Annotated in this window: 22 protein-coding genes and 1 pseudogene; 10 read left to right on the top strand and 13 right to left on the bottom strand. The window is 75.5% G+C overall.

All coding sequences use genetic code 11. The features are described from left to right. Positions 1–211: 211 nt before the first annotated feature. Positions 212–1,291 (top strand): GGDEF domain-containing protein, encoded by a 1,080-nt coding sequence (locus G9H72_RS22085; RefSeq protein ID WP_231127590.1) that lies wholly within the window; start codon positions 212–214, stop codon positions 1,289–1,291. A gap of 31 nt (positions 1,292–1,322) precedes the next feature. Here G9H72_RS22085 and G9H72_RS20210 read toward each other — a convergent pair whose 3' ends face one another. Next, on the bottom strand, positions 1,323–1,757 hold the full coding sequence (locus G9H72_RS20210) for a hypothetical protein (RefSeq protein ID WP_166174557.1): 435 nt from the start codon (positions 1,755–1,757) through the stop codon (positions 1,323–1,325). A 168-nt stretch (positions 1,758–1,925) separates the two neighbouring features. Here G9H72_RS20210 and G9H72_RS20205 point away from each other — a divergent pair, with 168 nt between their 5' ends. From G9H72_RS20205 to G9H72_RS20190, 4 genes are read left to right on the top strand one after another with little or no spacing between them, the layout of a single operon-like run. Beyond that, on the top strand, positions 1,926–2,312 hold the full coding sequence (locus G9H72_RS20205) for a hypothetical protein (RefSeq protein ID WP_166174555.1): 387 nt from the start codon (positions 1,926–1,928) through the stop codon (positions 2,310–2,312). Between the two features lie 45 nt (positions 2,313–2,357). Continuing rightward, the gene (locus G9H72_RS20200) at positions 2,358–2,663 is read left to right on the top strand and encodes an ArsR/SmtB family transcription factor (RefSeq protein WP_166174552.1); all 306 of its coding nucleotides are present in this window, start codon (positions 2,358–2,360) and stop codon (positions 2,661–2,663) included. Continuing rightward, positions 2,660–3,112, top strand: a complete 453-nt coding sequence (locus G9H72_RS20195; protein WP_166174550.1) for an SRPBCC family protein — start codon at positions 2,660–2,662, stop codon at positions 3,110–3,112. Before G9H72_RS20200 ends, G9H72_RS20195 begins: the two co-directional genes overlap by 4 nt. A gap of 32 nt (positions 3,113–3,144) precedes the next feature. Then, positions 3,145–3,606, top strand: a complete 462-nt coding sequence (locus tag G9H72_RS20190; protein WP_331272461.1) for a DUF6069 family protein — start codon at positions 3,145–3,147, stop codon at positions 3,604–3,606. A 55-nt stretch (positions 3,607–3,661) separates the two neighbouring features. Here the strand turns inward: G9H72_RS20190 and G9H72_RS20185 are convergent, their stop codons facing one another. Beyond that, positions 3,662–4,324 carry an HD domain-containing protein gene (locus G9H72_RS20185; RefSeq protein ID WP_166174548.1) on the bottom strand — a complete coding sequence of 221 codons (663 nt, stop codon included), beginning with the start codon at positions 4,322–4,324 and terminating at the stop codon, positions 3,662–3,664. Between the two features lie 303 nt (positions 4,325–4,627). On the opposite strand from G9H72_RS20185, the pseudogene G9H72_RS23535 reads away from it, so the two are divergent. Both G9H72_RS23535 and G9H72_RS20180 read left to right on the top strand, forming a co-directional pair. Beyond that, positions 4,628–4,779 (top strand): annotated as a pseudogene (locus G9H72_RS23535) (diguanylate cyclase); the annotation flags it as partial. Positions 4,780–4,827: 48 nt separating this feature from the next. Then, on the top strand, positions 4,828–4,983 hold the full coding sequence (locus G9H72_RS20180) for a hypothetical protein (protein WP_166174546.1): 156 nt from the start codon (positions 4,828–4,830) through the stop codon (positions 4,981–4,983). A gap of 9 nt (positions 4,984–4,992) precedes the next feature. On the opposite strand, the gene G9H72_RS20175 is transcribed toward G9H72_RS20180, so the two are convergent. After that, entirely contained in the window at positions 4,993–5,946 is a 954-nt protein-coding gene (locus tag G9H72_RS20175; protein WP_166174544.1) for an AraC family transcriptional regulator, read from the bottom strand. A 119-nt stretch (positions 5,947–6,065) separates the two neighbouring features. Here G9H72_RS20175 and G9H72_RS20170 point away from each other — a divergent pair, with 119 nt between their 5' ends. Then, positions 6,066–6,719: an NAD(P)-dependent oxidoreductase gene (locus tag G9H72_RS20170; RefSeq protein WP_166174542.1), complete on the top strand. Its 654-nt coding sequence runs from the start codon at positions 6,066–6,068 to the stop codon at positions 6,717–6,719. Between the two features lie 31 nt (positions 6,720–6,750). Here the strand turns inward: G9H72_RS20170 and G9H72_RS20165 are convergent, their stop codons facing one another. From G9H72_RS20165 to G9H72_RS20155, 3 genes are all read right to left on the bottom strand, one after another. Then, a complete protein-coding gene (locus G9H72_RS20165) occupies positions 6,751–7,281 on the bottom strand; it encodes a GNAT family N-acetyltransferase (protein ID WP_331272460.1) in 531 nt (176 codons plus the stop codon). Continuing rightward, positions 7,268–7,873 carry a hypothetical protein gene (locus G9H72_RS20160; protein ID WP_166174540.1) on the bottom strand — a complete coding sequence of 202 codons (606 nt, stop codon included), beginning with the start codon at positions 7,871–7,873 and terminating at the stop codon, positions 7,268–7,270. Before G9H72_RS20160 ends, G9H72_RS20165 begins: the two co-directional genes overlap by 14 nt. Before the next feature lie 94 nt (positions 7,874–7,967). Beyond that, positions 7,968–8,156 (bottom strand): hypothetical protein, encoded by a 189-nt coding sequence (locus G9H72_RS20155; protein WP_166174538.1) that lies wholly within the window; start codon positions 8,154–8,156, stop codon positions 7,968–7,970. A gap of 307 nt (positions 8,157–8,463) precedes the next feature. Between G9H72_RS20155 and G9H72_RS20150 the strand changes: the two genes are divergently transcribed. Continuing rightward, positions 8,464–9,543, top strand: a complete 1,080-nt coding sequence (locus G9H72_RS20150) for a LuxR family transcriptional regulator (RefSeq protein WP_166174536.1) — start codon at positions 8,464–8,466, stop codon at positions 9,541–9,543. Positions 9,544–9,616: 73 nt separating this feature from the next. After that, a complete protein-coding gene (locus tag G9H72_RS20145; RefSeq protein ID WP_331272459.1) occupies positions 9,617–11,296 on the top strand; it encodes a DNA repair helicase XPB in 1,680 nt (559 codons plus the stop codon). Positions 11,297–11,339: 43 nt separating this feature from the next. Here the strand turns inward: G9H72_RS20145 and G9H72_RS20140 are convergent, their stop codons facing one another. The 7 genes from G9H72_RS20140 to G9H72_RS20110 are packed head-to-tail and all read right to left on the bottom strand — an operon-like array spanning position 11,340 to position 22,701. Further along, complete coding sequence (locus tag G9H72_RS20140) at positions 11,340–15,086, bottom strand: SpoIIE family protein phosphatase (protein ID WP_166174533.1); 3,747 nt, start codon at positions 15,084–15,086, stop codon at positions 11,340–11,342. 46 nt (positions 15,087–15,132) lie between these two features. Next, entirely contained in the window at positions 15,133–16,455 is a 1,323-nt protein-coding gene (locus G9H72_RS20135; RefSeq protein WP_166174531.1) for a YcaO-like family protein, read from the bottom strand. After that, entirely contained in the window at positions 16,452–17,726 is a 1,275-nt protein-coding gene (locus G9H72_RS20130) for an iron-containing alcohol dehydrogenase (protein WP_166174529.1), read from the bottom strand. The genes G9H72_RS20135 and G9H72_RS20130 overlap by 4 nt, the downstream gene beginning before the upstream one ends. Further along, positions 17,723–19,036, bottom strand: coding sequence for a daptide-type RiPP biosynthesis aminotransferase (gene mpaD / locus G9H72_RS20125; protein ID WP_331272458.1), 1,314 nt, complete (start codon positions 19,034–19,036; stop codon positions 17,723–17,725). The genes G9H72_RS20130 and mpaD overlap by 4 nt, the downstream gene beginning before the upstream one ends. Beyond that, positions 19,033–19,869, bottom strand: coding sequence for a daptide-type RiPP biosynthesis methyltransferase (gene mpaM / locus G9H72_RS20120; protein WP_166174527.1), 837 nt, complete (start codon positions 19,867–19,869; stop codon positions 19,033–19,035). Before mpaM ends, mpaD begins: the two co-directional genes overlap by 4 nt. Before the next feature lies 1 nt (position 19,870). Further along, positions 19,871–20,917 (bottom strand): daptide biosynthesis RiPP recognition protein, encoded by a 1,047-nt coding sequence (mpaB, locus tag G9H72_RS20115; protein WP_166174525.1) that lies wholly within the window; start codon positions 20,915–20,917, stop codon positions 19,871–19,873. Between the two features lie 50 nt (positions 20,918–20,967). Further along, complete coding sequence (locus tag G9H72_RS20110) at positions 20,968–22,701, bottom strand: hypothetical protein (protein WP_166174523.1); 1,734 nt, start codon at positions 22,699–22,701, stop codon at positions 20,968–20,970. Between the last annotated feature and the right edge of the window lie 227 nt (positions 22,702–22,928).

Below are 22,928 nucleotides of genomic sequence, written 5' to 3'. Positions count from 1 at the left end.
CCCGGGCGCCCTGCTCATTGTCATGCCGAGCATCGGGCGCTCGACGCGCTGCATCGTCTGCCGACCAGGCATTGTCGCTCGCCCTCGACAGGTGACGCGCGACCAGAGCTCGATGCGGGCCGCCCGAGCTCCTGCAGCCGCGTTGCGGCCTGCCGACCACCACCTGATCAGATCACTAAGGTCAGCTGCCCGGCGCGCCGACAGGGGCGGCATGACGGCTACGGCTGGCACCCGTGCAGCGGATCCCGACGAGGTGCGCCCGCTGCGCCTGGCCCCTGCACCGCTCGGCGCGGGCCTCGTGCTCACCTGCGCCGCGCTCGTCCTGTCCACGCACTGGCTGCTCTCGCCCGGGCGCCCACTCCTCGTCACCGGCGCCGTCGCACAGGTCGTGGCCCTCGGGGCCGCGGCGTCGGCCCTGCTGCTGCCGTGGCGCGCACTGCCGCCCGTGGCCCTCCTGGGCTTCCCGGTGCTCGAGCTGGCCGCGCTGGCCGTGACCGGCATCGCCCCGGGCTCCCCGCCCGTCAACGCCGCGTACAACGGCCTGTTCACGCTCGCAGCGACGTACGCCGGCCTCACCCAGAGCCGCCGGGTCGCTCTCGCGTTCGTCCCGGCCATGCTGCCGCTGTACGTGCTGTCCAACGGTGGGGTGTCCGGCCCCCTGCTCGCCCGCCTCCCCGGCGCGCTGACGGTGTGGACGGTGGTCGCCCTGCTCCTGTCCGACGTCGCCGCCCGGCACCGACGCAACGGGATGCTGCTGCGCCGCGAGGCCGAGACCGACCCGCTGACCGGCCTGCACAACCGCCGGCGCCTCGACGCGGACCTCGGGCTGCTCCAGCCCGGGGACGCCGTCACGATTCTCGACCTGGACCACTTCAAGAACCTCAACGACACCCTCGGCCACGCCCACGGGGACGCCGTGCTCGGCCAGTTCGGCAGCGCCGTCCGCGCGGTCCTGCGCCAGCGCGACGTCGCCTACCGCTACGGCGGCGAGGAAGTCCTGCTCGTGCTGCCCGAGACCTCCAGCGGCGAGGCCGCTCGGCTCGTCGAGCGGCTGTCCACGGTCTGGTCCGCAGCCTGCCCGGGCGTCACGTTCTCAGGAGGAGTGGCCACCCGCACGAGCGCCGAGCGCCCCGAGGACACGGCCGCCCGGGCCGACCGGGCTCTCTACGAGGCCAAGCGTCGGGGACGCGACCGGGTCCTCACGCACGAGCCTCTGCACCTGGCCACACCGACGAGCACGCAGGACCTGCCCCTGGCCGGCCCGGCCGACAGCCGGTCGGCAGCGGGCTGACCAGGGCCACCGACGCGACGCAGCCGCGGCGTCAGGCGCTGCCCTCCAACACTGCGTGGCCGAGCGCGGCCGCCGCGCACGCGAGGGCACAGCCGAGCCGTACGCCGTCAGCGCGACGAAGGGTGCGCAGGCGCTCGGCGCTGCGGCCCTCCCGGCTGAGCCGGCCGTGCGTCGGCCCGGCGACGAGCGCCGTCGCCAGGGCCGCGGAGCCGGCGCCGGCTGCAGCAAGCAGCAGCAACGGGTCGTACGGCCGGGCCGCCAGGGTCCAGAGGCAGGCGGCCGCGAGCAGGCCGTAGACGAGGGCCACGACGGGCGTGACCCGGCGGCCATGGGCCGAGTGAGCGCGCGCCCAGTCGCCCTCCGGGACCTCCGCCAGTGCCGGGTAGGCGAGGCCGGTCACCGTCAGCTGGAAGCCGAGGTGCAGCGAGGCGGCGGCGAGCAGGGCGTCCGGTGCGGTGAGGGCCACCTCGACAGCGTGGCGTCCACCCGGGCGGGTGGCACCGTGGTGTCGGTCGGGAGGACAGGGCGGACCGTTGCGTGCCCGGCCACCGGGCACCTCGGGCCGCCGTCACACTGGTGCCGCAGCTGAGGCGACCGCTCGACCGAGCCGCCGCCCCTGGGCGACCATCATCGAATGGGCCGCACCGACACGGGCATCCTGATCTTCGATGAGACGGGTGCCGCCCTGGTCTTCGCGAGCCTCGCGCACGCAGCGGGCTACATGGAAGCCGTCGACGTCGAGGAAGGCGTCTACGGCCCGTTCGCGTGGACCGCCGATGCCGAAGTGGTCGAGGTCAGCAGTACGGGCGAGGTGGTGACCCTCATCCCGACGGGGCGGCACGACCTACGTGGCTTGCGTCGTCGCCTGGCCCGCACGCGCCCCGACCTGGCCGGCGCCTCAGCCGAGGCCGTACGCCGCTTCGTCAGCGACGACCTCGCCGAGCAGACCGCGCGACGGGAGAGGAGCTGGCACCGCCGACTCGCCCGCCGGCTACGGCAGACCGGTTCGTCCGGGAGCTGACCGCAAGGCTTGACACCGGCACACGAGCCCGCAACAGTTAACCGCATGGTTCACCGTCAGTTCGCGGCCCTCGGTGACCCGACGCGGCTCGCCATCGTCGAGCGGCTCGCCCGCGGGCCCTCCTCCGCGGGAGACCTGGCGGCGCCGGCGGCGATGTCGCTGCCCGCCGTGCTCAAGCACGTGCGCGTGCTCGAGGAGGCGGGGCTGGTGACGACCGTCAAGCGGGGCCGCGTGCGCGAATGCCGGCTGCGTGAGGACGCGCTGGTCGCCGTCGCGACGTGGACCGCACAGCAACAGGCGCTCTGGTCGGCCCGGCTGGACGCCCTCGGCTCCCTCCTGGAGGAGACATGACCGACGCTCCGCTCCGGTCCTTCGACCTCGAGCGCACCTACCCCGCGCCACCCGAGCGCGTCTGGGGTGCCTTCACCCGCGCGGACCTGCTGCAGCGGTGGGCCTGCCCCGACCCCGAGTGGCGGGTCGCGAGCTGCGAGGTCGACGCCCGCCTCGGCGGGGGCTACCGGCTGCGGTTCGGGCCGCGCCCGGCCGGCGACGCCTACAGCGAGACAGCGACGTTCGCGGTCTTCGAGCCCGTGGAGCGGCTGGTGCTCGACATCGTCACCAGCGGGGACGACATGGACGAGCGGTCCCGCTGCACCGTCCTGCTCCTGCCGGTAGCGGGCGGGACACGGGTGGAGCTCACGCTCGAGGGCCTGGCCGACCCGCTGGCCCACGAGCACATGCGGACGGGCTGGCAGTGGTGCCTGGAGGGCATCGCCGAGCAGCTCGACGCCGCAGCCTGACCCGTGGCCCCGGCGCAGGAGGAGGAGAACCCGTGACCAGCGTCGACAGCGACCCGGTGGTTGCAGACCCGGCACCACCATCGACCAGGCGACCGGCTCGGCTCGCGGGCACCGGTGTGGCCGCCACGCTCGCAGCGATGGCTGCCACCACGTCGACCGCTGCGCTGGCCCGGGCTGCGGGGGCGAGCTTCCGGGTGCCCGAGGGCGGCGAGCCGATCCCGTTGCCCGGGTTCGCAGTGGTGACAGGCTTCTTCTCGCTCGTCGGCGTCGTCATGGCCGTCGCCTTCCTCCGCTGGAGCGGGCGCCCGGACCGGCATTTCGTGCTCGCAGCGGTGTCGCTGACCGCGGTCTCGCTGGTTCCGCCGCTGCTGTCCGGCGCCGATGGCGGCACCGTCGTCGCTCTCGTGGCGCTGCACCTCGTGCCTGCCGCGGTCGTGATCCCGACGCTCGCGCGCAGCCTGCGACGCGGCTCGGCCGCTCCGCCGCCCGGGTGACAGCGGCGGGCGCGGCCGCTGCCGCCGGGGTCGGGCGCCCCGACGAGCAGTGGGGTCACGACGAGGGCTGGACGCCCTCCATGTCCCGCCGGATCCAGCCGTTGCGCAGGCCGTGCTCGACCAGCAGCTCCGCGGCCTTCCCGAGGGACGCGGACGCGGTGACGACGCCCGCCTCTCGGGCACGGACGGTGCCCTCGGTCGCGCCCGGCATCTGCCAGGTCCCGCCCCGGTTGAGCCAGTTCAGCAGCATGGGCTCGAGCCGGTCCATCGCTCGGCCAAAGCGTGCTTCCGGCGTGGTGCCGGCCTCGAACTCCTCCCAGAGCTCGCGGACCGTCCGCGCCTGGTCCTCCGGCAGCAGCGGGAAGAGCCGGCCCGCCGCCGCGGCCTCGCGCTCGCGCTGGCCCTGGACCGCGGCCGGGTCGAAGACCGGGCTGTCCCCCGCGTAGACCTCCACCAGGTCGTGGACGATCACGAGCTTCATCGTGTGGCCGACATCGATCGGCTCGTCGGCGTACTCGGCCAGCAGCATCACCATCAGAGCCAGGTGCCACGAGTGCTCGGCGTCGTTCTCGCGGCGGTCGGCCGCGGCGAGCGGCGACGCGCGCAGCACGGTCTTGAGCCGGTCCACCTCGGCGATGAAGGTCAACTGGGCGGCGAGCCGCTCGTCCAGTCCCGGCGGGAAGGGGCTGCTGTCGACGATCAGTGCGTTGTTCTCCACGGGTCGACCTTCTCAGCCCGGCGAACGGCGTGCTGCCGCAGCGTCCGCGGATCACGGCCGTGATGACCACCCCGGGACCCGGATGCTCCACGTGCTCGGCGACGGCCGCCGGGCCCGGCTCGTCGGGCCGCGTAGCGCGGCTCCGGCCGGCCCGCCGTCGGAGGAGCGCCCCCTCGACCGGGGTCGAGGGGCGGGGCCTCGCGGCGCAGCCGTCACGCGGGAGCTGCCGCGCCCCTGGCGCTCGTGCGGGACGCTGCTGCTACGCGCTCCGGGAACCCCCACGCGGGCGAGGAACACCCCGCGCAAGGTCTCGGGGCTGCCACCGAGGGGTTCCGCCACCGGCGCCCGGCACGACCTTCGGCACGGTCAACGGTGACGTGCTCGAGCACCGTGTGCCCGGCTACCGCCACATCGACTTCGTCGAGGTCATCGAGGACAGCCCCCGGCCGGAGTAGGCGCGCGCCCCGTGGAATGGGCGGTGCGCAGCGCGGGTTCCACTCGGCGTGACGCTCCTGACCAGCACCTGCTCGGCCGAGGTCGAGCACACCGGCAGCTTCGCGTACGCCCACTGCGGCTGCGGCTGGCGCGGCCCGGGGCGCCGGGCTGTCGACCGCGCCCGCCGCGACGCCGGCGAGCACGCCGGGGCGCTCCTCGCGTAGCGCCCGCGCTCACCCCGGGCCCACGAGGTGGGCCTGCTCCGGGAACGACCTGTCCCGCCGGGCGTAGCTCCCCGGCGTCACGCCGTGCGCCCGGCGGAAGGCCCGGTTGAAGGCGGCCTCGGACCGGTAGCCGACGCGCTCGGCGACCCGGGAGAGCGACAGGGACTGCTCGCGCACCAGCCGGGCCGCGACGTCCATCCGCCACGACGTCACGTAGCCCATCGCCGTCTCCCCCATCACGTCGGTGAACCTCGCGGCGAACGCGGAGCGCGACAGGCCGGCCTCCCCGGCGAGCGACTCCACGCTCCACGGCTTCGCCGGCTCGGCGTGGAACGCGGAGAGGGCCCGGCCGAGCGAGGGGTCGCGCAACCCGGCGACCCAGCCGCGGTCCGGGTCGGTGGACGCGAGCCAGGACCGGACCGCCTGCACGACGAGGACGTCGGCCAGCCGCGCGGTCATGAGGTCGCTGCCCGGTCGAGGGTGCCGGGACTCGGCGGCGATGACGTCCAGGGCCGCCCGCTGCCACGCGGAGTCCTCGTCCCGCCCGACGTGCAGCACCGGTGGGAGGCTGCGGACCAGCCGCTCGACGCCGAGCCCGGTGAAGCTCACCGCTCCGCAGACCAGCTCGGTGCGCGGCCCGTCCCCCGGCAGGCAGATCCGCTCGTACCGGTCGGTCTGCTCCACCCGCGGCAGGTCGAAGAGCGGCACGGTGACGCTGCCGGGGGCGTCGGAGATCGTGTGGCCGGTGCCGTGGGGCACGAGCAGCAGGTCGCCGGGACGGACGCGGGCCCGCTCCCCCTCGACCTCGATCACCGCTTCGCCCCGAGTCAGCAGGTGGAAGACCATGACCGACGGCATCGGCGGCAGCGCGATGCCCCACGGCGCCGGCACGCTCGAGACGGCGTAGAAGACGCCGGTCATGCCGAACTCCTGCAGAGCTGCGTCGAGGACGTTCCCCACCATGCGGCTCAGTGTGCTCCCGGCTGGACGGATGAGCAATGGGACCGGTCGATCCGGCATTGCTCGTCCCACCGCCGTCGAGGAGGCTCGAAGGCAACCGAACCAGCAGACAGGAGACGACGATGAAGGTCCTCGTGGTGGGAGCGAGCCGGGGCAGCGGGGCTGCGGCGGTCCAGCAGCTGGCCGAGGCGGGGCATCTGGTGACCGCGTTCGCCCGCTCGGCGGCACCCGGGCGCAGCAGCGACGACGTCCGGCAGGTGAGTGGGGACGTGATGGACCCCGAGGCGCTCGACAAGGCGATGGTCGGCCAGGACGCCGTGATCGTCGCGCTCGGCATCTCGGACAACCCGGTGAAGGTGCGCCTCCTGCGGCGGGCCGGCACCCCGCTCGACGTGCGCTCGCGCGGCACCGCGGCGGTGGTCGACGCCATGCACAGGGCCGGGATGCGCCGGCTGGTCGTGCAGTCGACGTACGGCATCGGCGACACGTACTCAACCCTGCCTCTGGCGGCCAAGGCCTTCTTCACCCTCGTCATCCGCCCGCAGGTCACCGACCACGAGCGCCAGGAGCAGGTCGTGCGCAGCAGCGGGCTGGACTGGACCCTGGTACGTCCGGTCTTCCTCGTGGACGGGGACGACAGCGCAGCACCGGCCCAGGTGGGCCCGGGAGACCAGGCCTCGTCCCTGAGGGTGACGCGAACGCAGCTCGCCCGGGTCCTGCGCGACGCGGTCGAGCGCCCGGAATGGCACGGCCGGACGCTGAGCGTGTCGGCCTAGCGCACGCTCCGCTCACGTCGAGGCGGCCGCGTCAGAGTGCCCGGTGCAGCAGGATCTCGTCGCGGTCGTCGCCCGGCGCGACCCTGATCGCGCCGGGGACGCGGCCGACCTCGGCGTACCCGAGCCGCTCGTAGAACCCCTCGAGCCCGAGCCCGCCGCGCGCGGTGAGCCGGAGCGCCTCCAGCCCGGCGCTGCGGGCCACGTCGTGCACGCCCTCGAGCAGCGCGCGCCCGCACCCGCTGCCGTGCAGCGCCGGGTCGACCATGAGCCGGGCGACGGTCGCCCAGTGCCGCATGTACGGGGTGGCGGGAGTCAGCAGGAAGCCGAACCCGGCGACCCGGCCGGCGGAGCGCAGCAGGACGAGCCGGGAGGTGCCGCCGGCGACCTGGGCCAGGGCCGCGTCGAGCACCGGCTCGACGTCGGCGGGCACGACCGGGGCGAGGAACCCCACCGCCCCGCCGGAGTTGACCACGGTCACCCAGAGAGCGAGCAGCTCGTCGCGCAGGCCGTCCGGGAGCGGGCCGGAGGAGGCGACGTACGACTCGATCTCAGCGCTGCTCACCCGGCAATTGTCCCGGGTGCAGGCGAGCGGCCGGCAGGGCACCCGGGGCCTGCTCGGGCAGCAGCCGCTCGCCGGGGCGACAGCGCGGGCACCCTGGGACGCCCTCGACCGGCCCGTGGACGACAGCTGTGCCGTCGGGGTCGAGCCGGCGCACCAGACCCGCCTCCTGCGCCAGCCCGACCGTGCTCAGCGCCGCCTCGAGCGGAGCGGCGGCCAGGGTCACCGCGCGGGTGACGTCCTCGATCAGCCCCGGGGACGGCAGCGACGCTGCCGGCGACGGGGCCGTCCGCCGGAAGCAGCCGAAGCACGCCGAGCGCCCCGGCACGATCAGCGGGCCGACGCGCAGGCCCGGCGCGAAGCGGGTGACGGGCAGCCACGGCTGCCGCCAGCCGAAGGAGAGCTCGTCGACGAGCTCGAGCAGCCCGAGCGCCTCGTCCGCGCTGGCTACCACCCGCACGCGTGCCGGCGGCCAGGTGGCCGACCCGGCCCAGGCGTCGTCCCCGGACATCACCTCCACCGCGAAGCCGCCGGCGAGGTGCCGGCCGAACTCCGTCCCGAAGTCGTCCAGGGCGATCGCATGGACCGTTGACACGCGAGCTGTCCTTCCGTGCGGGGGCGGTGTGCTGCAGGAGCGGCGCGAACACCGACGGCCGGCCGCGGGCAGCGGCCGGCCGGCAGGCGGGAGCTCAGCCCCAGATCGTGCTGCCGAGGATCGGCCCGAGAACGGGCAGGCACTCCACGGAGGCGCATCCGGGGACGACCGTCACGGTCGTGGAGGCCGGCTCCGCCGCGGAGGCGCTGCCTGCGCCGCCGAGGACGGCGACGCCGGCGAGGACGGGGACGACGGCCAGACGAGCGAGCCGGGGGAAGTTCACGGGAGCCTCCATCTGCGCTGTGGGACCTGCGGTCGGATGTCGCTCCCGGGCGCTTCGCGACCGGTGCTGCGGCGACGTCCTCACCCTCGGTCAGGCCTGCAAGGCCCGTCTACGCATCAGCGGTGGCACCTTGTTGCCTGACACCGAGTAGCCACGGGTGGAGGCAGGCGTAGCCGGGCGTGCTCGCCCGGTCGCAGGTCGTATGCACCACAACAGCATCGGAACGATTGCCCCACGGGAGAGGACATGCCTACAGTTCGGGCGAGGGCCCCATCCGACGGCACCGGCACGGCAGGGGGAGCACAGCGTGAGAAGCGGTTCGGACGCCCGGCCGCCGGAGCCCGTCGAGGGATCCGGCTCCTGTGACGACGCCGTGGCGCTGGTCTACCGCCAGGTCGTGAGCCACCCCGGGGCCTCCATCACCGCGGTATGCACGCTCACGGCGCTCCCCGCCGACGCGGTACGCGGCGCGCTGGGCCGCCTCGAGGAGCTGTCGCTCGTCCACGCCGACGACGGCGGCGACGGATGGGTGGCCATGAGCCCCCGCACCGCTGCCGCCGCGACCCTCGGCCCGATCGACGCCGAGATCCGGCGCCGGCAGAACGACGCCGACCGGCTGCGCGCCGACCTCGACGCGATGGAGCAGGTCTACCGGGACGCCCTCCCCCAGCCGCAGGGCGAGGAGGTCATCGAGCTGCTCGACCAGGCCGAGCGCGTGCGCCACGTGCTCACCGACGCCGCCGAGCAGTGCACGGTGGAGGTGCTCGGCGCCCACGCCGGCGGCCGCATCGAGCCGGAGATGGTGGCGGACGCGCTGGCCCGCGACGTGCAGCTGCTGCAGCGCGGCGTGCGCATGCGCTCCCTGCTGCAGCACTCGGCCCGCGCGTGCCCGGTCACCCAGGCGTACGTCCGGGCCCTGACCGCTGCCGGCGGCGAGGTGCGCACGACCGAGGTGGTCGTCGGCCGGCTCGTCGCGTTCGACCGCAAGATGGCGTTCCTGTCGCGCAGCTCCAGCGGGGGCGGCGCCACGGTGCTGCGCCAGCCCGACGTGGTCGAGTACCTCTGCGACCTGTTCGAGCAGAACTGGCAGAACGCCGCGCCCTTCGGGGACGAGGGGCTGACGCCGGACCTGCGCGACAGCATGCGCCGCACGCTGCTGGAGATGCTCGCCCGCGGCATGAAGGACGAGGCCATCGCGCGCACGCTCGGGATGTCGCTGCGCACGTGCCGCCGTCGCATCGCTGAGGTGATGGACGAGGTGGGCGCGCGCAGCCGGTTCGAGGCGGGCGTCAAGGCCGCCCAGCTGCGCCTGCTCGACGCCGGGCTGCCGCTCGAGGACACCGAGCCGTCCTCGCTCGCCCGCACCGGCACCGGCGGGGCCGGCTGAGCCTCGGGAAGCACGGGCCGCCCCCGGTGGTTCACACTGGGCCAGCCCATTCGCGACCACCCGGAGCTGCTGCGTGACCGACGGCCCGCTGATCGTCCAGTCCGACAAGACCCTGCTGCTCGAGGTCGACCACCCGTCGGCGGACGACGCACGCCGCTCCATCGCGCCCTTCGCCGAGCTGGAGCGCGCCCCCGAGCACGTGCACACGTACCGGCTGACCCCGCTCGGGCTCTGGAACGCGCGCGCCGCGGGCCACGACGCTGAGCAGGTCGTCGACACGCTGCTGCGCTACAGCCGCTACAGCGTCCCGCACGCGCTGCTCGTCGACGTCGCCGACACCATGGACCGCTACGGCCGGCTCCGCCTCGAGAAGCACCCGGTGCACGGTCTCGTGCTGCACAGCAACGACCGCCCGGTGCTCGAGGAGGTCTTGCGCAGCAAGAAGATCGCCCCGCTCGTGGGCACCCGTATCGACGCCGACACCGTCGTGGTCCACCCGTCCGAGCGCGGCCACCTCAAGCAGGTGCTGCTGAAGCTCGGGTGGCCGGCCGAGGACCTCGCCGGCTACGTCGACGGCGAGGCGCACCCGATCGACCTCGACGAGGACGGCTGGACGCTCCGGCCGTACCAGCGCGAGGCCGTCGAAGGTTTCTGGCACGGCGGTTCCGGAGTTGTGGTTCTGCCGTGTGGCGCGGGCAAGACACTCGTCGGGGCGGCGGCGATGGCCAAGGCGAAGGCCACCACGCTGATCCTCGTCACCAACACGGTCTCCGCGCGGCAGTGGCGCAGCGAGCTGCTCAAGCGCACGTCGCTGACCGAGGACGAGATCGGCGAGTACAGCGGCTCCCGCAAGGAGATCCGCCCGGTCACCATCGCGACGTACCAGGTGCTGACGACCAAGCGGAAGGGCGTCTACCCGCACCTGGAGGTCTTCGACGCGCGCGACTGGGGCCTGGTCGTCTACGACGAGGTGCACCTGCTGCCGGCGCCCGTCTTCCGCTTCACGGCGGACATCCAGGCGCGCCGCCGGGTCGGGCTCACCGCCACCCTCGTGCGCGAGGACGGCCGCGAGGGCGACGTGTTCTCCCTCATCGGCCCGAAGCGCTACGACGCGCCGTGGAAGGACATCGAGGCGCAGGGCTACATCGCGCCGGCCGACTGCGTCGAGGTGCGCGTCACCCTGACCGAGTCCGAGCGCCTGACGTACGCCACGGCCGAGCCCGACGAGCGCTACCGGCTCTGCTCCACGACCGCGTCGAAGTCGCGCGTGGTCAAGAGCATCGCCGACCAGCACCCGGGCGAGCGGCTGCTCGTCATCGGCCAGTACATCGACCAGCTCGACGACCTCGGCGCCCGGCTGGACGCCCCCGTCATCAAGGGCGAGACGACGGTCAAGGAGCGCGAGCGCCTCTTCGACGCGTTCCGCACCGGCGAGATCACCCGGCTGGTCGTCAGCAAGGTCGCGAACTTCTCCATCGACCTGCCCGAGGCCGCGGTCGCCGTGCAGGTGTCGGGGACCTTCGGGTCCCGCCAGGAGGAGGCCCAGCGGCTGGGGCGCGTGCTGCGCCCGAAGTCCGACGGGCGGGCCGCGCGGTTCTACTCCGTCGTGGCGCGCGACACGCTCGACCAGGACTACGCCGCGCACCGGCAGCGGTTCCTCGCCGAGCAGGGCTACGCCTACCGGATCGTCGACGCGGACGACATCGTCTCCGGCCACGACCCCGCGGGGCCGGGAGCGTCCGGGGCGGAGTGAGCCCGACGGCTTCCGGCGCGGGCCGTCGAGCCCCGCACGGGCCTCACCCCACCGGGACGACGCACCACACGGCCTTGCCCGACCCGGTCGGCCGCGTGCCCCAGCGGTCGGCGAGCAGCGAGACCAGCTGCAGGCCGCGGCCGTGCTCGTCGTCCTCGGTGGGACGCATCCGCCGCGGGTAGTACGCCGCCGAGTCGATCACCTCGAGCACGACGACGTCCGCCCCGTGCCGGATGCGCAGCTCGACGGGCGGGCGCCCGTGGACGATCGCGTTGGTGACCAGCTCGCTGACCAGCAGGATCACGTCGTCCTGCCGGTCCGGGGCGACGCCCCACAGGGTGAGCGTCGACGCCACGAAGTGGCGGGCGTCGATCACCGCGCTGCGGTCCGGCGGCACGTCCATCGTCGCGACCCGCGCCGCGCCGGCCCCGGAGACCCGGGCGAGCAGGATCGCAATGTCGTCATCGGGGCCCTCGGGCAGCATCGCCGACACGAGCGCCTCGGGCACTCCGCTCTCGAGCCCGCCGACGCGCTCGAGCTCGGCGACGAGGCGGTCGATCCCGGCGTCGATGTCGGAGTCCCGGCGCTCGACGAGTCCGTCGGTGTAGAGCAGCAGCCCCGCGCCCGGCGGCATGGTCACCCGCCCCTCGCGCAGGCCCGGCTGCCCGGCGCCGAGCGGCGGGCCGGCCAGGCCGTCGAGCCGGCGGACGCCCCCCTCCGGCAGCGTGAGCAGCGGGGGCAGGTGGCCGGCGTTCGCGTACGTCAGCGCCTGCTCGCTCGGGTCGTAGACCGCGTAGACGCAGGTGACGATCTGGTCGTCGCCGAGGTCGCGCACGACGCCGTCGAGCAGCTCGAGCAGGTCGGCGGGCGGCAGGTCCAGCCGCGCGTACGCCCGCACGGCCGCGCGCAGCTGGCCCATGACCGCTGCGGCACGCACCCCGCGGCCCATCACGTCCCCGAGCACGAGCGCGGCCCGTCCGGCGCCGAGCTCGATCACGTCGTACCAGTCTCCCCCGACCTGCGTGCCCTCGACGCCGGCGCGGTAGAACGTGGCGACCTCGAGATGGTCGGGGTCGAACGACCGGGCCGGCAGCAAGCTGCGCTGCAGCTCGTCGGCGATCGAGTGCTCACGGGCGGCGGCCTCCTGGGCGGCGGCCGCCGCAGCGACGACGCGCTCGGCCTCCCGCTGCTCGGTGACGTCCTGGTTGCTGCCGTAGAGGCGGACGGGGTGGCCGTCGGCGTCGCGCTCCAGCGCGCCGATCGTGCGGTACGTCCGAACCTCCCCGTCGAGCACGATGCGCACCTCGTAGTCCATCGGGGCGCCCTGCACGGCGGCCTCGACCGCGGCCCGCACCCTCGCGGTGTCGTCCGGGTGCACCCGCGGCAGCGACACGCCCTTCCCCTCGAGCAGCTCCGCCGCGCTCATCCCGACCTGGCGCCGGAACTCGGGCGACCCGACGATCGCGCCCGAGGCCAGGTCGAGCTCCCAGCTGCCGACGCGCGCCAGCCGCTGCGCCTGGTCGAGCAGCTCCTGCTGGCGCTGCAGCTGCGCGCGGTTGCGGCGTACGCGGTCCAGCTCGAGCGCCGCTCGGACCCGGGCGAGCAGCTCGAGCGCCGAGAACGGCTTGACGAGGTAGTCGTCGGCGCCCGCGTCGAGCCCCTCGACGGTCGCCTCCTCGCCGGCGCGGGCCGACAGCATGACCACCGGCGTCGTCGCGGTCCGCGGGTCCCGGCGCAGCTCGGCGAGCAGCTCGAAGCCGTCGAGCTTCGGCATCATGACGTCGGTCAGGACCAGGTCGGGCGGTTGCTCCAGCGCCGCGGCGAGGCCGGCCGCCCCGTCCGCTGCCGTCGTGACTGCGTAGTCGGCGCGGAGGAGCCCGACCACGTAGTCGCGCATGTCGGCGTTGTCGTCCACGACGAGCACCCGCGGCCGCCCGTCGGCCGCGTCGGACGGCTCCGGCGAGGCCCCGGCGGCGCCCGAGCCGTCCCAGCGCGCCGCCTCGGCCACGAAGGCGGACGCGCGCTGGCCCGCGAGCGAGTCCGGCGTGGGCCCCGCGGCGAGCTGGTCGGCGGGCAGGTGCGCCGAGCCCGCAGGCAGCGTCACGAGGAACGCCGTGCCCTCCCCCGGCATGCTCTCCACCTCGACGGTGCCGCCGTGCAGCGCCGTCAGCTCGGCGACGAGGGCAAGCCCGATTCCTGAACCCTCGTGCGTACGTGACTCGACGCCCGCGACGCGGGTGAACCGGTCGAACAACGTCTGCCGGTCGTGCTCGGAGATGCCGATGCCGGTGTCGCGCACGACGAGGCGCGCCCCCCCGTCGACGGCGTCCAGCCGCACCGAGATCCCGCCCGTCGGAGTGAACTTCAGCGCGTTGGACAGCAGGTTGAGCACGACCTTGGCCCACAGGTCGCGGTCCACCCAGTAGCGCTCGGGGAGCGGCGCGCAGTCCACGGTCAGCGTGAGGCCGGCCCGCTCGACCGCCTCGGAGAACGCCCGCGCCAGCTCGGCCGTCTCCGCCGCCAGGTCCACCGGCTCGAAGTGGGCCGAGCGGTTACCGGCCTCGAGCCGGCTGAAGTCGAGCAGGTCGTTCACCAGCTTGAGCAGCCGCTGCCCGTTGCGCACCACGACCTCGACCCGGTCACGCTGGCGGCCCGGCAGCGGGGCGGCCGAGTCCGTGAGCGCGTCCTCAGCGGGCCCGAGGAGCAGGGTGAGCGGGGTGCGGAACTCGTGGCTGACGTTGGTGAAGAACGCCGTCTTGGCCCGGTCGAGCTCGGCGAGGCGCTCGGCGCGCAGCCGCTCGGACTCGTACGCCCGGGCGGTCGCGACACCGGCGGCCACCTGCCCGGCGACCAGCTCGACGAAGGCGCGGTACGCGTCGTCGAACGGGCGGAAGGGGCTGAGCCCTGCGACGAGGAAGCCGTAGACCGGGCCGTCGGCCTGCTGCCGGAAGGGCACCGCGAGCGCGAGCGCCGGTGGCCCGTCCCACGGGCCGCGCGGCACCTCGGCGAAACGGTCGGCGAGCCCCTCCACGAGCACCGTGCGGCCGTCGGCGAGCTCCTTGACCGGCCAGACGGGGCCCTCGTCCGCGCTCAGCGACGGGGGAGCCACGGGGGCGCCGGGGCGCACGCCGCTCGCCCCCAGCAGGCGCGCGCTCACGCCCCCCTCGTCCAGGCCGTAGACGAGCGCGAACGGCAGCGAGCGCAGGTCCTCCTCGAGCCGGCTGGTGGCCGCGAACACGACCTCGGACTCGGTCCGGGCCGATGCGAGGGCCGCCCCCAGCCCGCTCAGCGTCTGCAGGTGCCGCTCGCCGATGACGCGCTCGGTGTCCTCGCTGACCACGCACAGCATCCCGACGATCGCGTCGTCGTCGCCGCGCAGCGGGCTGTAGGAGAACGTGTGGTAGGTCTCCTCACGGAAACCGCTGCGCTGCAGGAAGAGCAGCAGCCCGGCGTCCCACGTGGCCTCGCCGGTCGTCATGACGCTGTCGATGCGCGGGCCGATGTCCTCCCAGATCTCCGCCCACACCTCGGAGGCGGGCCGGCCCAGCGCCCAGGGGTACTTCTTGCCGAGGGTGTCCCGGCGGTACGCGTCGTTGCAGAAGAACGTCAGCTCCGGGCCCCACGCCATCCACATGGAGAACCGGGAGGACAGCAGCAGCTGCACCACCGCCCGCAGCGACTGCGGCCACTGCTCGGGCGGGCCGAGGAGGGTGGCCTCCCAGTCGACGCGGGCGAGGTCCGCGCCCACGGCGCCGCCGGAGCGGAAGACGTCGGGGGCGCTGCTGTGCATGCTCGAACCGTAGGGCACCGCGCCGCGTGCCGCGTGCCGTCCCCGCTCAGACCAGCGGCTGCGGGGGCAGCGCGGACAGCCGGCCCGGCGCCCCGGCTCCCCATTCGCGGGCCCGCGCGGCGAGCCGCGGCCGCACCCAGGACCAGTGCGGCCGCTCGTCCATGCGCAGCGGCTGGCAGCCCAGCACCAGGGTGTGCACCGCGTGCCACCCGAGCTGCTGGATCGGCGCGGGGAGCCGCGGCGTCAGGTCGCTCACCACGGGGCGCAGCCCGTCCGCGGTCAGCTCCCGCACGAGGTGGGCCACGCGCCCCGGCACGTCCGCGGGAGCGGCGTACGCCGGCTCGAGGTCGGCGGCGCCGGCCGGGCGGCAGGCCCGCAGCCAGGCCTCCGCCGCCTCGACGGCCGGCCCGGACGTGCAGTAGCGGGCGCGGGCGCTGTCGCTGTCCACCACCGCGCCGGGCGGCAGCTCCGCGTGCCGGGCGGCGACGCCGCGCAGCAGCGCGAGCACCTGGAGAGCCTCGCGGGCCGACCCCTGGACCGCCTCGGCGAGGTCCCAGGCCGCCTTGGCCCCGGACGCGAGCACGGGCCGCCCGCCGCTGCGGTCGACCAGCAGCGTGATCGCCGCACGCAGCCCGCGGACACCTGTCGGCAGGATCACCGAAGCGACCTGCACGTCCAGGCCCTCGAAGGCCCGCTCCAGCTGCCGGCCACAGCCCCCGTCCCCGCGCCGCGCGCCGTCGCGCACCGCGAGCGGGTGCACCACCGGGAGGGTGGGACGCAGCGCCCACGCGCACTGGGCGGCGTCCCGCTCGATCACTTCGAGGATCCCGCGCTCGGTCGCGAAGGCGAGGTCGGGGCCGGCGGCGGCACCGGTCGGCCCGGGGTCGACGAGCGCCCGCTCCGGCCCCCGTACCGGGTCGTCCACCGCGGCCGCGGGCAGCAGCACCGGCATGGCCCGGACGGGGAGGCCGCCGAGCTCCACGCCGGCGTCGGGGCCGCCGAGCAGCTCGTACGCCGGCAGGCAGTCCACCGCCGCCTCGTCCAGCCTCGGATGGGCCCGGCCGACGTCGGGGGTGCCGAGCAGGACCCGGGCCGGGTCGCCGGGGCGTACGCGCACGCGGGCCTCCTCGTGCTCGGGAGGCACGAGCGCCATCCGCTCGACGGCCTCGCCGGCACCGCGCATGAGCGCGTCCGCGCGGGTCCAGCCGCAGGCGCCGACCAGGTGCAGGTTCGGGCCGTGCCCGGCCGCCTCCGTCCGGGACTCCTCGAGCCCCACGTCGACGGCCACGGTCCACAGCCCGAGCTCGCCCGGTGCCATCAGGTGCGCGGCGCGGGCCAGCCCGGCCGAGCGGTCGAGGGTCGCGGTCATGTCGAGCACGAGAGCTCCCGCAGGTCGAGGGCGGACGGGCCCGTGGCGAGCGCGTCGGCGACCAGCGCCGCCACGGCGTGCGTGTCGAGCCCGGCGAGCATGGGCAGGCCGCCGCCCCAGCGCCGGGCGCAGCGGTCGGCCACCGTGTCCGCGACGTCCGCGCCGTGCGGCCCGGGCAACCCGGGGACGAGCCGTGCCATGGCCTCGGCGAGCCCGGCGACCGGGTCGGGCGGGAGCGGGGGGTGCAGCGAGGGCGCCTCGGCCTGCGCGGTGGCGAGTGCTCCCCAGGCCCGGCGCAGCCGCGCCGCGCTCCCCCAGCGCACGTCCCCGCGGAGCACGACGCGCGCCCAGACCGGCAGCAGCACCGCGGTCGCGGGCACCTTGCCCACGCCCAGTGCGGCGGCGAGCTCGGTGGCGACGTACCAGACCGGCGAGGAGAACGGGCTGCGCCCCAGGTGGCCCCAGCCCAGGTGGCTGTGGGCGCTGACGGTCGCGAGCGCGAGCCGGGCCGCGCGGCCGGCCTCCGCGCCCACCGCGAGCGCGTCCGCGACCTGCGTGAACGGTCGGGCGAGCGCCCGGAGGTCGGCCAGGACGTGCTCGTCGGCGTGGTCGAGCGGGGTGCCGGTGTCACTGCCGGGCCCGGCGAACGGCACGAGCAGCCGAGCCAGAACCTCGATTCCTGCTTCTGCGCACAGGTGCACGGGAAGGCCGTCGGTGGCGGCCGGGTCGACGACCGCCTCGTCCCCGCGCAGGACGGCCCCCACGGCGAGCACCTTGCCGTCGCCGCGTTCCACGCAGGCCGACGTGCTCACCTCGGCGCCGGTGCCGAGCGTCGTGGGGACCAGGACGCGGGTCGCGGCCGCACGGGCGGGCGGGAGGGCGATCAGGCCGCAGCGGCTGCGCCAGGCGGGGCCGTCGAGCAGCGCGGGCGGGAGGGTGCCGAGGACGGCGAGGTCCAGCGTCGCTCCCCCGCCGACCGCGACGACCCGTTCGACGCCGGCCTCCCGCCAGCGGGCCGCGGTGTCGCGGACCGTCTCGACCGTCGTGGTGGACGGGTCGTGCAGCTGCTCGGCCACGGGCTCGCCGGAGCGGGCCAGCTCGCGGCGTACCCGGTCGACCAGCGCCTCCCCGGCGGTCGTGCCCGCCATGCCGGCGTCCGTGACGAGGGCCGTGCGCGCCGCGCCGGGCAGCGCGCGGATGCACTGCTCCACCGCCCGGTCGCCGCTCCACCAGCGGGTGGAAGCCGACCACTGGGTGGGCCGGGCGGTCACCGCACACCCACCAGGCCGGCCCGCGGCTGCGGGACGGTGGACACGTCGTCGAAGCAGACGCCCTGCGCAGTGGACAGGCCGTCCGCCAGGCAGCCGAGCAGCTCGTCGATCTCGGCGTCGGAGTACGTCAGGGCCGGGAGCAGCTGGATGCCGCCGAGGCCGTTGTGGACGATGGCACCGGCCCGTCGGGTCTCGGCGACGAGCGCCGCGGTGGCCGGGCCGTCGAGCGGCAGGCCGTCCCGGCCGGACACGACCAGGCCGCGGAAGAGGCCGCGGCCGGTGAGCCGGACCCGTCCCCCCGCCGCGGCGGCCAGTGCCTGCAGGCCGGCGTCGAGCCGCCGGGCCAGGGCCTCGACACGCCCGTCCGCCACGGTCTCCCGGGCCACCTGCAGGGTCGCCAGGATCGCGGCCGCCGTCGGCGGGGTGCCGGCCTGGGTCTCCCCGTGGACGAAGACCGCGTCGGCGGCGTCGAACGCCTCGACGACGCGGCGGCCGATCACGATGGCGGACGCGGCGCAGGTTCCGTTGGTCAGCCCCTTCGACAGCACGACGAGGTCGGGCTGGCGCGCCCAGGCCGCGCTCGCGCGGAACGGGCCGGTGCGGTGGAAGCCGGTGGCGACCTCGTCGGCGACGAGCGCGAAGCCGTGCTCGTCGGCCAGCCGGCCGGCCGCGGCCACGAACGCGTCCGGCACCTCGATCGCACCGGTGCCGAGCACGGGCTCCAGGACCAGGGCGGCGATGCGCTCGCCCTCGCGGGCGCACAGCGCACGCAGCTCCTCGACGTCGTGGGGGGAGACGTGTCGGACGAGCCGGCGGTCGACGCCGTAGAGCTCCTGGCCGAGGTCCTCGCCGGTCAGCGCCGAGCTGCCGTAGGTCAGGCCGTGGTAGCTGCCCCGGAGCCCGACGACGAGCTTGCGGCCGCGCTCGCCGCGCAGCACCGCGTACTGCCGGACGAGCTTCATCACGGTGTCGTTGGCGGCGCTGCCGGAGGTCGAGAACAGCACCCGGCCGAACGCCTCCGGGCCGGCGGCGTCGAGCAGCGCGCCGGCGGCGCGGTTGGCGTACTCGTGGCCGTAGCGGAAGAGCGAGAGGTACGACGCGTCGAGCAGGGCGGCGTGCACGGCCTCGGCGATGGCCGGGTTGCCGTAGCCGAAGTTGACGTTCCAGAGCCCGCTCGTGCCGCAGAGCAGCGTGCTGCCGTCGGCCATGGCCACGCGGACACCGGAGGCCCGGACCGCGGTGCGGGAGGGGTCGCCGTACGCGCTCGGCGGGACGAGGAACTCCCAGAGCGGGCGGTCGTTGGTGGTCACTGGGTCTCCCCCTCGTCGTTGCGGTGGCAGGTGAACAGGACGGCCTGCCGGCCGTCGGGGCCGGTGTGGATCGTCTGCCGGGCGGACACGGCGAGCCCGGCCCCGTTGAGGTCCGCGACGAGGCCGCTCTCGTCGACCATCCGCGGCGCCGAGAGGAACAGCTGGGGAGGGGCCGGGGGGTCGACGTGCTGCACCAGGACGGACACGGAGCGACTGCCCTCCTCGGGGCGCAGCTCCTCGATCAGCGTCGCGAGCGCGGTGCCGCCGGCCGGCGTGGTCAGTGCCACGACGTCCACCGACTCGGCCGGGCGGGCCTGCGGGAAGCACAGCGAGGAGATGAGGAACCGCCCGCCGGGGGCGAGGTGGGCGCGCACGCCGCGGAAGGCCGCGCGGCGGGACTCGTCGTCGAGCAGGCTCACCGTCGTCGTGCCGAGCAGGACGACCTCGAAGCGCCGTTCGCCGAAGTCCAGTGCTGCCATGTCGCCGAGTGCGGGCTCGAGCCGGTCGTGCAGGCGCCCGGGGAGGCGGGCGGCCCGGTGGGCGAGCTCGTCGAGCATGGCGGCGGCGTTGTCCAGGGCGACGACCCGGTGGCCGCGGGCCAGGAACGGCATCGTCAGCCGGCCGCTGCCCGCGCCCAGGTCGAGCACGTCGCCGCGCAGCCCGCGGGCCGCGGCGAGCAGCTCGGGCACCTCTGCCGTGTCGTTCTCGACCATGCGGTCGTAGACCCAGGCCCCGCCGTCGTAGAGGTCGGAGACTTCGAGCGTCTCGCCCAGCGCGTCGGCGAGCCGGCGTGCGGTGCCGCCGAGCGGCGGGGCGGTCAGGGTGGCGGTCACCTCAGGCCGCCGTCGCGTACGTCACGCGGACCCCGCGGGCCGCGAAGAGCTCGATCGCCCCGGTGAGCAGCGCCCGCGCCTGCTGCGGGTCGGCGCCGCGGCGGGCGAGCCGCTCCACCGCGTCGTCCTCGCTGCCGGCGCCCAGCACCGTCTCCAGCACCTCGGCCAGGCTTCGGCCGATGCCGAACGCCTTGCCGCGCCGCCCGTCGAAGAGGACGCAGCGCGAGCCGCCCTCGAGGAGGAGCACGTCGGGGCGCACCTGTGGCGCCGACCCGTCGAGGAACTGGTGGCCGAGCCCGGACACCCGCCAGTCGGCTGTGCCGCTGGAGGCCAGCAGGCGTACGCCGTCCAGCGCGGCGGCGTAGCCGGCGAGCGTGCGCGGGTCGATCCCCGCCAGCCCGTCGACGACCCCCTCCGGCAACCGGGAGCGCAGGGGGCCGGCGGCCTCCGCCGCCTGCCGCAGCGCGTGCGCCCCGTCCCCGACCGACCCGATGGGCGCGGCGAACGGCGAGCACCGGACGGCCCCGTCGCGGTCGACGTGGAGCCACTCGAGCCCGGCGGGGCGGCCGGCCAGCGCCGACCTGTCCCCCAGCTCCACGGCCCGGTGCACCAGGGCGGCCGGCAGGTCCCCGGTGCGCCGCGCGTCCTCGATGTCCGCGGCCAGCGCCTCGACGTCGTCGGCGTTGGTGAGCCGGACGGCCGTGGGGCCGACCACGGGCAGGTAGCGCAGCGCCGCGTAGTCCTGGGTCAGCAGGAAGAAGTCCCGGCCGATGCCCAGCTCGTCGCCCGGCTCCGCAGCGCCGCCGCTGCAGGACAGCCACAGCCCGGGGGCGTGCTCGGGGAGCGCCACCTTGCGGGTGACCACGACGTGGGTCTCCTCGCCCACGATGCCGGTGCCGGCGGCGCTGAGCCACTCCACGGCCTCGGGGCTCTCGACCACGACCATCGCCGCTCGCCCCGAGGCGTCCGGGGCTGCGTCCCCCCGCGCCCAGGCGGTCAGCCGGCCGACGATCTGCTGCAGCGACGTGCGCTCGACGATGTTGTCCACGGGATGCTCCTGATGGCGAGTTCGGCGAAGGTCTAGGGCTGTTTCGAAGTTCAGGGAAGCTGCGCAAGAGCGGGGTCGATGACCTTCGCCTGCAGCCAGTCGGGGAGCGAGACGCTCCGGGGCTCGGCGCTCACGCGGCCGTCGGCGGCCCCGACGGCGCCGTCGCCGCCTGCGGTGCACAGCGGGACCACGGTGCGTCCCATCCGCAGGTCGACGCCGCTGGAGACCGGGGACCCGGCCTCGACGGGTACCTGCACGGTCTCCGGCCGCCCGCAGACCGTGGCGGCGGCGACGACGGGAGAGGTCACGATGCCCGCCCGGTGCAGCGTCACGGCCGAGCCGTCGGCGAAGGCCTCCTCCCCGGTCGCGGGCAGGACGGCGACCGTGCGGCCGTCCACCACTGCGTACACGGTGGAGGCCTGCAGCGGGACGCGGGCCCAGAGCAGGGCCGCCACGGCGACCGCGGCCAGGACCGCCCAGCCGACGGCGCGACGCGTGCGGCCGGCCCCGTTCGCGGCGGCGCGGCGCTCGCGCAGCACCAGCCGACGGGCCAGCTCGGCACCGACGACGAGGGCCACGAAGAGGACGAGCAGGGCGCCGAGCGGCCCGAGCACGGCCAGCACGGTGGGGGCGTACGAGAGGAGGGCGACGCCGAGCAGGAAGGGGCCGGTCACGGCGCAGGCGAGGCCGAAGGCGAGGCGGCCCGGGGTAGTCGTGGTGGCCCGGCGGCCGCCGAAGACGACGCGGGCGACGACGTCGTTGAGCTCCCCGATGCACCTGGCGCGCAGGTTGGGGGCGTCCATGCCGCCGATGAGGGCGATGTAGCCGTCGAACTTGACGAACGGGCAGAGGTTGACGAAGGCCATCACCAGGTTGCCGGCCGCGGCCATCGCGGCGACCTGCCGGAGGCCTCCCGGCCCGCTCGCGGCCACGACCGCACCGGCGACGCCGGCGACGAAGAGGTGGACCCGCGCCCCGGCCAGGGCGACGAGGACGCGGCGGCGCGGCGGCAGCCGCCAGGCCTCGCTGACGTCGCAGAACATGGCCGGGCTGCCGTACATCAGCATGAACCCGAGCCGGGGCACCCGGTGCCCGGCGTGGGTGAGCGAGCCGGCGTGGGCGAGCTCGTGCGTCATGGTGGCCCCGACGATCAGGGCGAGGGCCGCGCCGACGACGGGAAGCGGCGCGGGCCGGCCGAGCTCGGCGCCGAGGGCCGGCAGGGCCAGCAGCAGGGCAAGCACTCCGGCGAGGCTGACGAAGGCGGTGACCACCTGGCCGGCCGGCGAGGCCAGCAGCCGGATCAACGGCGCGAGCCGGTCGAGCAGCCGGCGCGGGTCCATGAGCGTGAGCTCGACGACGCCCGGCGGGCGGTAGCGCCAGCGCTTCGGCCTGCCGTTCACGTGGGTGGCCGACGTCGCGGCCGGCCGGGCCTGGGCGGGGACCGCCCGCGGGCCGCCAGGCGTGTCCAGCAGCCCCATCTGGGCGAAGCGGTCGACGGCCTGGGCGACCATCGCGGGGTCGAGCCCGAGCTCCGTGGCGATCGCCGGGACGTTGCGCGCGCCGTCGAGGAGGGCGAGCAGCTTGCCGGCGAAGGCGTTCACCCGCCACTGCCGGCCGGTCGTCACGTCCGCGACGATCCAGCGCTGGCCGTCGCTGTCGGGGTGCATCTCGAGGCCGACACGAACGGCGGGGGCGGCGTCCTGCAGGGAGATGGAGCCGGGGGAGACAGGACCGAGGCTTGCCAGTCCCCGGTCCGGGGGAAGTATCCTGGTGGTTGCGTTCACGGTCCTGTCCTGACGGGAGAGAGCTGGGGCGCTGCTGCTGAGTCGAGCGCGCGGTGCGCTCTGGCGAGATTCGGGCCCGCCAGAGCGCACGACGCGTCAGCTGGACTTCCAGTTGCTCGGAGGGCGTTGTCCTCCGGGTCGGGGGCCGAGCCCCCGGTCGCGTGGGGGCCGAGGCCCCCCGATCACGTGAGGCCGATGCCCGCGACGACGGCGCCGGCGAAGACCGC

It is taken from the genome of Motilibacter aurantiacus (genome assembly GCF_011250645.1).
Taxonomy (GTDB): Bacteria; Actinomycetota; Actinomycetes; order Motilibacterales; family Motilibacteraceae; genus Motilibacter_A; species Motilibacter_A aurantiacus.
This window is presented reverse-complemented; position numbering and strand designations above follow the sequence as displayed.

Bases quoted from the DNA above. Each gene is read 5' to 3' on its own strand.
- G9H72_RS22085 (WP_231127590.1), top strand. From the start codon at position 212: ATGACGGCTACGGCTGGCACCCGTGCAGCGGATCCCGACGAGGTGCGC.
- G9H72_RS20205 (WP_166174555.1), top strand. From the start codon at position 1,926: ATGGGCCGCACCGACACGGGCATCCTGATCTTCGATGAGACGGGTGCC.
- G9H72_RS20200 (WP_166174552.1), top strand. From the start codon at position 2,358: ATGGTTCACCGTCAGTTCGCGGCCCTCGGTGACCCGACGCGGCTCGCC.
- G9H72_RS20195 (WP_166174550.1), top strand. From the start codon at position 2,660: ATGACCGACGCTCCGCTCCGGTCCTTCGACCTCGAGCGCACCTACCCC.
- G9H72_RS20175 (WP_166174544.1), bottom strand. From the start codon at position 5,946: ATGGTGGGGAACGTCCTCGACGCAGCTCTGCAGGAGTTCGGCATGACC.
- G9H72_RS20170 (WP_166174542.1), top strand. From the start codon at position 6,066: ATGAAGGTCCTCGTGGTGGGAGCGAGCCGGGGCAGCGGGGCTGCGGCG.
- G9H72_RS20140 (WP_166174533.1), bottom strand. From the start codon at position 15,086: ATGCACAGCAGCGCCCCCGACGTCTTCCGCTCCGGCGGCGCCGTGGGC.
- G9H72_RS20135 (WP_166174531.1), bottom strand. From the start codon at position 16,455: ATGACCGCGACCCTCGACCGCTCGGCCGGGCTGGCCCGCGCCGCGCAC.